The sequence below is a fragment of the Pseudoalteromonas sp. APC 3495 genome (genome assembly GCF_030407645.1).
Taxonomy (GTDB): domain Bacteria; phylum Pseudomonadota; class Gammaproteobacteria; order Enterobacterales; family Alteromonadaceae; genus Pseudoalteromonas; species Pseudoalteromonas tetraodonis.
Window position 1 is genome coordinate 1 of the sequence record NZ_JASDDA010000072.1, and the last position, 12,285, is coordinate 12,285.

Annotated in this window: 11 protein-coding genes; 7 read left to right on the forward strand and 4 right to left on the reverse strand. The window is 41.0% G+C overall.

What is annotated here, in order from left to right:
• The first annotated feature begins 458 nt into the window (after nucleotides 1-458).
• Together QL984_RS17765 and QL984_RS17770 are read left to right on the forward strand one after the other, a co-directional pair.
• On the forward strand, nucleotides 459-1,961 hold the full coding sequence (locus QL984_RS17765) for an NAD(P)H-hydrate dehydratase (protein WP_128583727.1): 1,503 nt from the start codon (nucleotides 459-461) through the stop codon (nucleotides 1,959-1,961).
• A 95-nt stretch (nucleotides 1,962-2,056) separates the two neighbouring features.
• Nucleotides 2,057-4,024, forward strand: a complete 1,968-nt coding sequence (locus tag QL984_RS17770; protein ID WP_128583726.1) for a methyl-accepting chemotaxis protein — start codon at nucleotides 2,057-2,059, stop codon at nucleotides 4,022-4,024.
• A gap of 81 nt (nucleotides 4,025-4,105) precedes the next feature.
• Here the strand turns inward: QL984_RS17770 and rnk are convergent, their stop codons facing one another.
• The 4 genes from rnk to QL984_RS17790 form a co-directional block, all read right to left on the reverse strand.
• Nucleotides 4,106-4,519 (reverse strand): nucleoside diphosphate kinase regulator, encoded by a 414-nt coding sequence (gene rnk, locus QL984_RS17775; protein ID WP_024601929.1) that lies wholly within the window; start codon nucleotides 4,517-4,519, stop codon nucleotides 4,106-4,108.
• A 178-nt stretch (nucleotides 4,520-4,697) separates the two neighbouring features.
• On the reverse strand, nucleotides 4,698-6,344 hold the full coding sequence (gene groL / locus QL984_RS17780; RefSeq protein ID WP_013466037.1) for a chaperonin GroEL: 1,647 nt from the start codon (nucleotides 6,342-6,344) through the stop codon (nucleotides 4,698-4,700).
• A 49-nt stretch (nucleotides 6,345-6,393) separates the two neighbouring features.
• Nucleotides 6,394-6,681, reverse strand: a complete 288-nt coding sequence (locus tag QL984_RS17785; protein WP_008113511.1) for a co-chaperone GroES — start codon at nucleotides 6,679-6,681, stop codon at nucleotides 6,394-6,396.
• A gap of 109 nt (nucleotides 6,682-6,790) precedes the next feature.
• A complete protein-coding gene (locus QL984_RS17790; RefSeq protein ID WP_013466036.1) occupies nucleotides 6,791-7,270 on the reverse strand; it encodes an FxsA family protein in 480 nt (159 codons plus the stop codon).
• A 240-nt stretch (nucleotides 7,271-7,510) separates the two neighbouring features.
• Here QL984_RS17790 and cutA point away from each other — a divergent pair, with 240 nt between their 5' ends.
• From cutA to accC, 5 genes are all read left to right on the forward strand, one after another.
• On the forward strand, nucleotides 7,511-7,831 hold the full coding sequence (gene cutA, locus QL984_RS17795; RefSeq protein ID WP_013466035.1) for a divalent-cation tolerance protein CutA: 321 nt from the start codon (nucleotides 7,511-7,513) through the stop codon (nucleotides 7,829-7,831).
• A complete protein-coding gene (locus QL984_RS17800) occupies nucleotides 7,831-9,636 on the forward strand; it encodes a protein-disulfide reductase DsbD (protein WP_058155320.1) in 1,806 nt (601 codons plus the stop codon). Before cutA ends, QL984_RS17800 begins: the two co-directional genes overlap by 1 nt.
• A gap of 230 nt (nucleotides 9,637-9,866) precedes the next feature.
• Entirely contained in the window at nucleotides 9,867-10,319 is a 453-nt protein-coding gene (gene aroQ, locus QL984_RS17805) for a type II 3-dehydroquinate dehydratase (protein ID WP_013466033.1), read from the forward strand.
• A 33-nt stretch (nucleotides 10,320-10,352) separates the two neighbouring features.
• Nucleotides 10,353-10,814, forward strand: coding sequence for an acetyl-CoA carboxylase biotin carboxyl carrier protein (gene accB / locus QL984_RS17810; RefSeq protein ID WP_013466032.1), 462 nt, complete (start codon nucleotides 10,353-10,355; stop codon nucleotides 10,812-10,814).
• 26 nt (nucleotides 10,815-10,840) lie between these two features.
• The gene (gene accC / locus QL984_RS17815; RefSeq protein ID WP_013466031.1) at nucleotides 10,841-12,181 is read left to right on the forward strand and encodes an acetyl-CoA carboxylase biotin carboxylase subunit; all 1,341 of its coding nucleotides are present in this window, start codon (nucleotides 10,841-10,843) and stop codon (nucleotides 12,179-12,181) included.
• Nucleotides 12,182-12,285 lie beyond the last annotated feature (104 nt).

Genomic DNA, 12,285 nt, shown 5'->3' on the forward strand with positions numbered 1-12,285 from the left:
CAGCAGTGAAACGAAACAGCGCCGATGATAGTGTAGCATTTGCTATGTGAAAGTAGGACATTACCAGGCTCCAAATACAAGAAAGCCCGACTAGAAATAGTCGGGCTTTTTTACGTCTGCAGGAAAGTAAAAATATTAGCTATAAGCCGTCAGCTGCACAGCGTTAACTTGACCACTGTATCATGGGTTGAGTATCTCGAAACCTATGGGTAAAAGAATGCGACGACCACCTCAGAGCCTAATATATACTCTACCGCTGTAGGGACCGCGACATTCTATTGCGTTGTCGCTAAGAATAACGTATCAGCATCAGGTAGCAAATCCATATAAATTGGTAATAAATACTCAAATAAGGGGGTTGCGCCCTTATTCTGATTGATACATTTCTGATCTTACTTGAAAAAAAACCAATGAGCCCAAAGTCTACTTAATCAACACTTATTTTTATAGAGCCTATCATGTCGTTATTACCTTCATCTTCCAGCGTTAAGCAATTCGTATATTTAGCACAGCAAATAAGAGAGCATGAGGGTAATGCTGCAAAAGCCAGTGGTTGTGATCTGTTTACCCTAATGGAACGAGCGGGGCATGCCGCATTTTTAAATTGGAAATCATTCAATGCACAGCAGACTCTAGTACTCGTAGGGAGTGGCAATAACGCAGGAGATGGCTATATTGCGGCTAGCCTTATTAAACAAGCCGATAGACATGTAGTGGTGTGTGCCGTAGATGAAAATAAAGAATTAACCGGCGATGCTGCAAAAGCACAAAAGCGCTGGATTGATGCCGGTGGTGAAATTTGTAACTTTAGCGCTGATGCACTCGATGAGTGTGATGTAATCATTGATGCATTACTGGGCACTGGTCTTGAAAATACGGTACGCGATAATGTTGCCACTATAATTAAAGCGGCGAATGAAAGCACTAAACCAATACTCAGTATTGATGTGCCATCAGGTATAAATGCTGATACAGGCCAACCTTTAGGTATTGCAATTAAAGCCACTAAAACAATTACTTTTGTAGGGGTAAAACAAGGGTTAACAACGGCTGCGGGTAAACAGTATGTTGGTGAACTTATCTTTGATGACTTGGCTATTGGCGAGTCATTCGTAGAATTAGCAAGCCCTTCGGGTAAGCTTATTAATATCAATATTTTTAAAGGCTTAGGCCCACGTGCTTTGAATAGTCATAAAGGTAGTTATGGAAAATTACTGTGTATTGGTGGGAATCAAGGAACGGCAGGTGCTATCAGCTTAACAAGCGAGGCAGCGCTTAGAGCTGGTGCTGGAATGGTCAGAGTGCATACCCATGAAAGCTCAATTATGCCAGTCAGTTTTGGCCGACCAGAGCTTATGGTAAGTAGTAATAACTTGCAACACGCATTGGAGTGGGCAAGCTGTGCTGTTATTGGCCCAGGCCTTGGACAAGACGAATGGGCAAAAAATAACTTTAATCAAGTCATTGAGTATTGTACACGCAATAATATGCCTTTAGTTATTGATGCTGATGCACTTAATTTACTCGCTAAACAAGCTTCACCGAAAATGCCCACGCGGTGTGTACTTACCCCGCATCCGGGCGAAGCCTCTCGATTATTAAAGGTGACGACTGGGGAGATAGAGTCTGATCGGTTCAGCTATGTTCAACAATGTGCTAAACGTTACTCAGCAGTTTGTGTTTTAAAAGGCGCAGGAACTTTAATAGCCGATGGTAAGCATACTTGGGTTTGTGAAGAAGGAAGCCCTGCGCTTGCTGTTGGCGGTAGCGGTGATGTTCTTACTGGTATTGTAGGGGCATTACTTGCTCAAGGGTTAGATTGTGCTGAGGCGACTTGCTATGGTGTTACACTGCATGCTAAAGCGGGTGATATTGCTGGGCAAAAAAATGGAGAGCGAGGTATGCTACCTAGCGATCTGTTTTGTATAGTGAGGCGGTTAATTAATAATATAAAACCATAAGATAAAAGCATTCATATTAATTTTGTTCTTTTTTTGATAAATCCATTAACCTTCTTATACTTAGTTAACGCTGTTGGTTGTAACTGAGGTTAAAAATGTTAATACAGAAAAAAATGTATGCGGGAAGCTTATTACTTATCGTTTTCTCTTTGCTCGTTTTAACCGTAATTATGCAATGGGTGATAACGCCTATTATAAAAAATGAAGCTATTTCTGCAGCTAAGTTACAGGCTAAAGTAATCGGAGAATCATTTGCTAAGGATTTAGGAAAAAGTGCAGCATTAACTAAAAGCTTATCTGTTGTTGCTCAAACACTTCCCCTTGATAAAGATCAATTTATTAAAAATTTGGCACCGTTAATTGCTAGTGGTACAGGTATTGCCGGTGGTGGAATATGGCCAGAGCCAAATATGTTAGATGCATCAGCACAAAGGGCATCTTTGTTTTGGGCTAAGGGCGATAATGGTCAATACACTTTATTAGATGACTACAACCAAGCTGATAGCAGTCCATATCAACAAGAAAGCTGGTATACAAGTGCTGCTAACGCTCAACCAGGCGTATGTGTTTGGTCTGAGGCTTATGTTGATGCAGTCTCGAATGTGCCTATGGTAACTTGTTCCGTTAAAATTGAGCGTAATAATCAGTTTTGGGGAGTCGCTACTTTAGATATAGAGCTTTCTCATATTGAAAAGTCACTACTTGCTGAAAACCAAGCAACCGGTACCTACAGTTTTATTATTGATAGTGCGCAGCAGTTTGTTTCTATTCCTGCATTTAGAGATACGAATTTAGCCATGCTAAATTTTTCACAAGCTGTAAGTAAAGATAGCTCTTTACAGCCTTTAGTTAACGCCTTGAAAAATGAAGATAGACTCGTAGCTGAGTTTAGTTCAGGTGTCATAAAGGGGGATAGCTCAATTCTAGTGACATTCTCACTGCCGGAGCAAAAGTGGCGCTCTGGCGTGATAATTCCAACAGCGATTGCAAAAAAAGCAGCTAATACGCTGACATATTATTTGTATGGTTCATTCATTGTACTCATTGTTATATTTATATCGGCATTATTAGTATTTGGTAAGCGATTAGTTGAGCAAATAGAGCAGACTTCGGCGCAAGTTAGGTCATTAATGCAAGGGCAAACAGATTCTAAATTACCAATATCAGGGGATGATGAAATGAGTCATCTTTGCGAAGCTATTAATGATTACGGTGATCATCTTATTAAAATTCTTGGGCTGATTAAAGAAGAGGCGGCCTCAGTAAAAAACAATGCTGAATCTATTGATAACTTGAGTAGTAATAGTCAGCAACGCGCACATGAACTAATGCAAGAAAATGAACTGTTAGCCACGGCTATCAATGAAATGTCGATAGCGGCTTCATCGGCATCAAAAGATATTGGTGGCGTTGCAGATATTACCGCTAAGTCATCAGATCTTGTAAACTCTGGATTTAATGTTATTGAACAAAACGCAGAATCTATCCAGCTGTTGTTCAATAAACTAACTGAGTCGTCCAATGCAATATCACAAATCTCTGAAGATTCACAGCAGGTTGGTTCGGTATTAGATGTGATTATGAATATCTCTGAGCAAACTAATTTGCTTGCGCTTAATGCTGCTATTGAGGCTGCTCGTGCTGGTGATTCTGGAAGGGGGTTTGCGGTCGTTGCTGATGAAGTTAGAACACTGGCACAAAGAACGCAACAATCAGCTGGTGAGATTGAAACCATGATAAGTCAGTTACAACAAGCGGCTGCAAAAGGAGTCAGTGTTATTCAAGAATGCCGAGAGTTCTCAGAAGTGGTCAATGATCGTTCAAATACAACACGCACGCAATATGAAAATATAGTTGATGCATTTAACGACATTAAAGGGCGCTCAGCAAGTATTGCCGTAGCCACAGAAGAGCAGGCTCAAGTAACCGTCAATGTTAAAAAACTAGCGGAACGGATCCGAGAAATATCAGGGCAAAATGCTGCCGATGCCGAAGACTTTAGAGAAGTAAGTAAAGCCTCTAATAGTCAAGCACAAAGGCTATACGACATTAGTCAGCAGTAACTCAATATAAAAAATCCAAGCCTTGCTTGGATTTTTTATATAAATTTGTTTATTAATTTAAAATTATGAGGATTTAAAAGTCTATCTATGAAGCTCGCCAGCTCTTTCTGGTTGATAAGTTACCTCTTTAATAGTTACTGTTATTAACCCACCGCCTGGCTTTGGCCATTCAATTTGATCTCCCTGTGAAAGGCCAAGTAATGCACTACCAACAGGGGCTAAGATTGATATTTTGTTGCCACTTGAGTCAATATTCTTCGGGTAAACAAGCGTTAAAGTAAACTCCTCACCTGTAGATTCAACAACAAAGTTCACTGTTGAATTCATGGTTACCACGGTTGAGGGAACTTCGTGTGGCTCAACGATGTTAGCCCTACCAAGTTCTGCTTCAAGTTCTTTTTCACCCGCAAAACTGTTCGCAGGTAACGATTCCATTAGCGCATACAATCGATCTGCATCCAGTGATGAGATGATTATTTCAGGTTTAGTATTCAACTTAATATCCTTAATCATGTTAAATAAAATTTACTCTGGGTATAGCTTGCAGGAACTCAGTTGCATTGGAATACACTGAGATAATTTTATTGTTGTCTTAGTGAATTTATTTTATCTTTATTGCTAAAAACCCAGCCGAAGCTGGGTTTTTATTTGAGCTAGGTGTGTGAGGGGATGATTACATCATGCCGCCCATACCACCCATGCCGCCCATGCCACCCATATCAGGAGCGCCCGCTTCTTCTTTAGGAATTTCAGCGACCATTGCTTCTGTGGTGATCATTAGACCGGCAATCGATCCTGCAAATTGTAATGCAGAACGGGTTACTTTCGTTGGATCTAGGATACCCATTTCAATCATGTCGTTGTATTCGCCAGTGGCTGCGTTGTAACCGTAGTTACCTTCACCGCCTTTCACTGCGTTAATAACAACAGATGCTTCGTCGCCTGCGTTTGTAACGATTTGACGAAGTGGTGCTTCCATTGCACGAAGTGCCACTTTAATACCGTGGTTTTGGTCTTCGTTATCGCCTAGTAAGTCTGCTAATTTGCTAGCAGCACGCACTAAGGCAACACCGCCACCTGGTACTACGCCTTCTTCAACCGCTGCGCGAGTTGCATGTAATGCATCTTCAACACGATCTTTTTTCTCTTTCATTTCAATTTCAGTAGCGGCACCTACTTTGATTACTGCAACACCGCCAGCTAATTTAGCCATGCGCTCCTGTAGCTTTTCTTTATCGTAGTCTGAAGTCGCTTCTTCAATTTGTGCTTTGATTTGTGCAACACGGCCGTTAATGCCGTCTTCTTCACCAGCACCATCAATGATTGTTGTGTCATCTTTAGTGATTACTACACGTTTAGCTGTACCTAAGTCTTCAACCGTTGCTTTTTCAAGCTCAAGGCCGATTTCTTCAGAAATCACAGTACCGCCAGTTAATACCGCGATATCTTGTAGCATTGCTTTACGGCGATCGCCAAAACCAGGTGCTTTAACCGCTGATACTTTTACAATACCACGCATGTTATTCACTACTAGTGTCGCTAACGCTTCACCTTCAAGGTCTTCTGCGATGATGAGCAGAGGTTTACTTGCTTTAGCAACCGCTTCTAATGTTGGTAATAATTCACGGATGTTAGATATTTTTTTATCTACAAGTAAGATAAATGGGTTATCTAGCTCAACCGCGCCTTTTTCAGCGTTGTTGATAAAGTATGGAGATAAGTAACCACGGTCAAACTGCATGCCTTCTACAACATCTAATTCGTTTTCAAGTGATTGCCCTTCTTCAACCGTAATAACACCTGTGTTACGGCCTACTTTTTCCATTGCATCAGCAATGATTTCACCAATTTCTTTATCAGAGTTAGCTGAAATAGTACCTACTTGTGCAATCGCTTTAGTATCAGCACATGGAACAGAAAGCGCTTTAAGTTCTGCAACTGCAGCAATGATTGCTTTATCAATACCGCGCTTAAGATCCATTGGGTTCATACCCGCAGCAACCGCTTTAAGACCTTCGTTTACAATAGACTGAGCAAGCACAGTTGCGGTAGTGGTACCGTCACCAGCAGCATCATTTGCTTTAGACGCTACTTCTTTAACCATTTGTGCGCCCATATTTTCAAACTTGTCTTCAAGTTCGATTTCTTTTGCTACAGATACACCATCTTTGGTGATCACAGGAGAGCCAAATGATTTGTCTAATACAACGTTACGACCTTTAGGGCCTAATGTTACTTTTACTGCATTTGCTAGAATATTTACGCCAGTTAGCATTTTTGCACGTGCGTCGCCTGCAAACAGTACTTCTTTTGCTGCCATGTTTAATTTCCTCTAAATTCTTAAAATGTGTGTTAAACGAAAAGTAGGTTTAGCCTACAATGCCTAAAATATTGTCTTCACGCATGATCAGGTACTCTTGACCTTCGATCTTTTCTGTTTTTTCAACATATGAGCCAAATAACACAGTGTCACCGGCTTTCACTTCTAATGCTCGAACGTCACCGTTTTCTAAAACGCGACCATTACCTACGGCAACAACTTCTCCGCGAGTTGATTTTTCAGCTGCAGAGCCAGTTAATACAATACCGCCAGCAGACTTGGTTTCTTCTTCTAGACGCTTGATGATTACGCGATCTTGTAAAGGACGAATGTTCATGTTTTTAGTTCTCCTAACAGTTTCTGAACAGTACAGAAAAAAGTGTATCTAATTTGCTTTCATTAATGGGGGTGGAGTGAAAAATTCCAAGAGAAAAAATGATAAATTTTTAATCTTTTCGCTCGTATTCACCATCTATGGTCTTAGGGCGGTTTTCATCTTGCTCGTGATGCATTGATTGATGAGTTTGCGAAAACCCTGAAGTGCCAGTTTGATGCATGCTGGCGCTCATTCTTACAGTTGCTTGACTAGCAAGTCCTGCAGCCAATTTGTTTCGAATAGCAGGGGTAAGGAGTAGTAATCCAAATACATCTGTCATAATGCCGGGTGTTAATAAAAGTACCCCTGCAATAATTACGCAAATACCGGTAAACAATTCTTTAGCAGGCATTTGCCCTTGAGCCATTTGCATTTGTACGTTTTGTAGTGCGCCCATTCCTTGCTGTTTCACCATTTTTGCACCCACAATGGCGGTTAGTACCACTAAAGCGATTGTTGCAAAGCCACCTATCACGTCACTAACCTGAATTAGTAAGGCAATTTCAATAATAGGGATGATGATAAACAGCAAAAATAAAATTCTAAACATAAGACTCTCTAAAAAAATGACACTTATTAAGGTGCTAATGAAATATAAGTGAGGGTTGTCGGGTCTATTTTCAAGCTAATAAGAGTAAGTAATAAACTTTAGTGTTAGTTGAGTTAAAGGTAGCGGGTTTAAATCAATTTACTGCAAAGACCCAAAATGCAGACAGAGTTCGTGTCTACACATTATACCCGCTATCAGCTACTATGGGGCTAGACCCCTGTAAACAAGTAAAGGTTCACTATGACAACGCAATTTAAACTTATTTTTACCACTTGCAAAGATAACGATGAAGCCCGTTTATTGGCTATGGCGCTAATTGAAAAGAAATTAGCTGCTTGTGTAAATATTTTACCGGCCATGACTTCTATTTACATATGGGAAGGTGAAGTAGCTGAAGCAACTGAAGTAAAGCTGCTAATTAAAACTAAGGCTGACAAAATGAACGATGTATTTTTAACCTTAAAAGATCTTCACAGCTACGAAGTACCAGAAATACAAGTTGTTGATGTAGCAACGGGTAACTTGGCTTACTTTAATTGGATGGACGAGGTGCTTCATTAATGCGCTTTATTTTATTTTTTTTATTAAGCGTATTAATGGCGCCTGCTTGGGCGGCACAAAATACCCTTGATGATTTTCTAAAACCGACTCAGCACACATTTTTACCGGTAAATGAAGCGTTTGTATTTGATTTTGACCAGCAAGGAAGTACGTTATTTGTTGGTTGGGATATCGCTGATGACTATTACCTATATAAAGATAAAATAGAAATTATTGCCAAAGGTGCCAGCATTGACGTGCCTGAGTTGGGCGCTGGTGAAATAATTGAAGATGAATTTTTTGGCAAAACTGAGGTGTTTTTAAATTCTCTTAGCGTTATCAGCAAACTAAGTAATGTGAGTGAAGATGGCGTTGTTAAGGTGCGTTATCAAGGCTGTGCAAAAGCAGGGCTGTGTTATCCACCTGAAATCATCAGCATTCCATTAAGTGTACTGGCAAGTGAAACTAATACTAATGACAATACCGCAGCAAGCAGTGCATTTGCAGCACTTAGCCAATCTGCAGAAAAACCAGCAACTGGATCAACACCTGATAAAGAGCTCACATTTACAGAGCAGTTAGCCAGCCAAAGCTTAATGGTTAACTTAGCTATTTTCTTTGCCGTGGGTGTGGGTTTGGCATTTACACCGTGTGTATTTCCGATGTTCCCTATTTTATCTAGCTTAATTGCGGGTCAAAAGAACCTATCTACCAAAAAAGCATTTGCCCTATCATTTGTTTATATTCAAGGCATGGCGGTTACCTATGCAGCATTAGGGCTTGTGGTTGCTGCGTTAGGCGGGCAAGTGCAAGGCTATTTACAGCATCCATATGTATTAATTAGTTTTAGCTTATTGTTTGTACTGCTGGCTATGTCGATGTTTGGTTGGTACGAAATAAAGTTACCCAACGGCATGATGAACAAGCTAACCCAAGTGAGCAACAACCAAAAAGGCGGTAACTATATTGGGGTGTTCTTGATGGGGGTTTTATCAGGGCTTATTGCATCACCTTGCACTACAGCGCCTTTATCAGCCGCATTATTATTTGTGGCACAAAGCGGCGATTACCTAGTCGGCGGGCTAACACTTTACGTACTGAGTTTAGGTATGGGGCTACCGCTGTTATTATTAGGTACATCGGGAGGTAAGCTATTACCGAAAGCTGGCGGCTGGATGGAACAAGTCAAAACCTTATTTGGTTTTATTATGTTAGTTGTGCCACTTATTTTGCTAGAGCGCATTATAGATATTGAAATTATTATGCTTATGGCAGGCTTATTAGCTATCGCCACAGCGCTTTATTTCCATTATTGGCAAAGCGCTCAAGCACAAGGTAAATTAAAAACCTTATTGTGGTTTATGGCTGTTTTATTAGTGCTTACCGGCTTTAATTTAACCAAAAACTATTTTTGGCCAACACAAGCCGTGAGTTTACAAACAACCTCGCAAAACAATGAGTTTAAACATGTTGCCAATTTAGCTGAGCTTAAACAAGCCGTATCACAAGCAAATAGCGAAGGGCGCATGGTTATGGTGGACTTATACGCTGACTGGTGTGTAGCGTGTAAAGAGTTTGAGCATTACACCTTTCCCGACCCGCAAGTACAAAGTGAGTTTAGCCATTACCAACTGATTCAAATTGACTTAACCCAAAGCGATAATGAAACAATTGAGCTAATGGAAGCATATTCAGTGTTTGGTTTACCGAGTATTTTATTCTTCAATACTCAAGGTGAAGAGCTAAGTGCACAACGTGTTACTGGCTTTTTAAATGCGGATGATTTCGCTAAGCACCTTGCTGCAGTGCGTGCCAGCGCTGAATAACCATTCTATATGGCACAACATGATTGTTAATGTTGTGCCATTATTCCCCCCTCAAGATTCGTCCCCAAAATAGAGATTAGACCAGTATTTTGCTGCTATTTACTTCGAAATCACTATAATAGTTGGTTAACGTGAGAAATTGTTGCTATCTTACTTTTTTCAGCTTACTTTTTAGTGAAAAATTAGTTGGTAACCGCTTAACTCATTACTTATAGGATATATCGCGTATTATGGCTGCAAAATTAAAGATTTTAGTTATAAATGGCCCAAATTTAAACATGCTAGGAAAGCGTGAGCCCGATAAGTACGGTTCGCACTCTTTAGAGCATATTATGAGCGAGTTAAATAGCGCTGCTAATAGTTTAGATGTGGCGTTAACGCATTTTCAAAGTAATAGTGAGCAAGCGCTCATTGAACGCATTCATGATGCTTGGCAAGCGGTTGATTACATCATTATTAACCCTGCAGCATTTACGCACACAAGCGTCGCATTACGTGATGCATTGCTAAGCGTTGATATTCCGTTTTTTGAAGTGCACTTAAGTAATGTGCATGCACGTGAAACGTTTCGCCATCATTCTTATTTTTCTGATGTGGCGCAAGGCGTTATTTGTGGATTAGGTGCAATGGGCTATCACGCTGCTTTACATGCAGCGGTGAGCCGATTGCAAAACTCAAACTAAATTTAAACTAACAAACTAATAGGCGGGTCGTTTATGGATATTCGCAAGATCAAAAAACTAATTGAATTAGTAGAAGAATCAGGTATTGCAGAACTAGAAATCACTGAAGGTGAAGAATCAGTACGTATTAACCGTAACAACATGAGTGCCGGTCCTGCGTACGCGCAATTTGCTCCACAGCAATATGCTCCAGCACCCGCTCCTGCGGTTGCACCAGCAGCACCTGTAGCAGAGTCTGAAGTACCAGCGGCAGGTCCTACAGGACACCAAGTTAAATCACCTATGGTAGGTTCTTTTTACGCAGCAGCTTCTCCAGAAGCGCCAGCATATGTTGAAGTCGGTTCACAGGTTAAAGTTGGCGACACATTATGTATCGTTGAAGCAATGAAAATGATGAACCAAATTGAGTCAGATAAAGCCGGTACAGTAAAAGCTATTTTAGTAGAAAACGGCGAGCCAGTAGAATTTGATCAACCTTTATTCATCATTGAATAATAGCGCAACGTAAAAGGCCAACTCTCATGTTAGATAAAGTAGTCATTGCAAACCGAGGTGAAATTGCACTTCGTATATTGCGCGCCTGCAAAGAGCTTGGGATCAAAACGGTTGCTGTGCATTCAACGGCGGATCGCGATCTTAAGCACGTATTACTAGCAGATGAAACCATCTGTATTGGTAAACCAGCAGCAACTGAAAGTTACTTAGACATTCCACGCATTATTGCCGCAGCTGAAATAACTGATGCGGTCGCTATTCACCCAGGTTATGGTTTTCTTGCTGAAAATGCCGACTTTGCCGACCAAGTTGAGCAAAGTGGCTTTGTATTTATTGGTCCTCGTGGCGACACTATTCGCCTAATGGGGGACAAAGTATCAGCTATCGAAGCGATGCGTAAAGCCGGTGTTCCATGTGTGCCAGGTTCTGATGGTCCGGTATCGGATGATAAAGAACGCAACATGCAAATTGCGAAGCGTATTGGTTACCCGGTAATTATTAAAGCAGCTGGCGGCGGCGGTGGTCGTGGTATGCGTGTTGTACGCAACGAGGCTGAGTTAATCAACTCGATTGCGCTTACGCAGCAAGAAGCTAAGCAGTTCTTTGGCAACAGCATGGTTTACATGGAAAAATTCCTTGAAAACCCACGCCACATTGAAGTACAAGTATTGGCCGATGGTCAAGGTAACGCGGTTCATCTAGGTGAGCGTGATTGTTCAATGCAACGTCGCCACCAAAAAGTAGTGGAAGAGGCGCCAGCACCAGGGATTACTGCAGAAGTACGTAAGTTCATTGGTGAGCGTTGTACACGTGCATGTATCGAAATTGGTTATCGTGGTGCAGGTACGTTTGAGTTTTTATACGAAAACGGCGAGTTTTACTTCATTGAAATGAATACCCGTATTCAGGTTGAACACCCAGTGACTGAAATGGTTACCGGTGTGGATTTAATCAAAGAGCAGCTAAAAATTGCCGCTGGTCAGCCATTATCATTCACTCAAGACGACGTTGTTATTCGTGGCCACGCTATTGAGTGTCGTATTAATGCTGAAGACCCTGAAACCTTTATTCCATCGCCAGGTAAAATCACCCGCTTTCATCCAGCTGGTGGTTTAGGTATTCGTTGGGACAGCCATATTTATGCTGATTACACGGTACCGCCACATTACGATTCTATGATTGGTAAGCTGATCACTTACGGTGAAAACCGTGATGTTGCTATTGCCCGTGCTCGTAATGCACTCAATGAGCTGGTAATCGACGGTATTAAAACGAATACGCCATTGCATAAACGCATTCTTGCAGATGAAAACTTCAAAAACGGTGGTACAAATATCCACTACCTTGAGAAGAAATTAGGGCTGTAAAGTCTATGCTAATTAAAAACCGGCTCAGGCCTAATGCAGATCAGTTAAGAATATTTTTATGATCACTTGACTGATCTTTCCATGGCTTCAAAATCCGATATTAG

What these genes read in the sequence shown, in the direction of transcription:
- QL984_RS17790 (WP_013466036.1), bottom strand. Translation starts at nt 7,270, where the DNA reads ATGTTTAGAATTTTATTTTTGCTGTTTATCATCATCCCTATTATTGAA.
- aroQ (WP_013466033.1), top strand. Translation starts at nt 9,867, where the DNA reads ATGGCTGCAAAATTAAAGATTTTAGTTATAAATGGCCCAAATTTAAAC.
- QL984_RS17770 (WP_128583726.1), top strand. Translation starts at nt 2,057, where the DNA reads ATGTTAATACAGAAAAAAATGTATGCGGGAAGCTTATTACTTATCGTT.
- accB (WP_013466032.1), top strand. Translation starts at nt 10,353, where the DNA reads ATGGATATTCGCAAGATCAAAAAACTAATTGAATTAGTAGAAGAATCA.
- accC (WP_013466031.1), top strand. Translation starts at nt 10,841, where the DNA reads ATGTTAGATAAAGTAGTCATTGCAAACCGAGGTGAAATTGCACTTCGT.
- QL984_RS17785 (WP_008113511.1), bottom strand. Translation starts at nt 6,681, where the DNA reads ATGAACATTCGTCCTTTACAAGATCGCGTAATCATCAAGCGTCTAGAA.
- groL (WP_013466037.1), bottom strand. Translation starts at nt 6,344, where the DNA reads ATGGCAGCAAAAGAAGTACTGTTTGCAGGCGACGCACGTGCAAAAATG.
- QL984_RS17765 (WP_128583727.1), top strand. Translation starts at nt 459, where the DNA reads ATGTCGTTATTACCTTCATCTTCCAGCGTTAAGCAATTCGTATATTTA.
- cutA (WP_013466035.1), top strand. Translation starts at nt 7,511, where the DNA reads ATGACAACGCAATTTAAACTTATTTTTACCACTTGCAAAGATAACGAT.
- QL984_RS17800 (WP_058155320.1), top strand. Translation starts at nt 7,831, where the DNA reads ATGCGCTTTATTTTATTTTTTTTATTAAGCGTATTAATGGCGCCTGCT.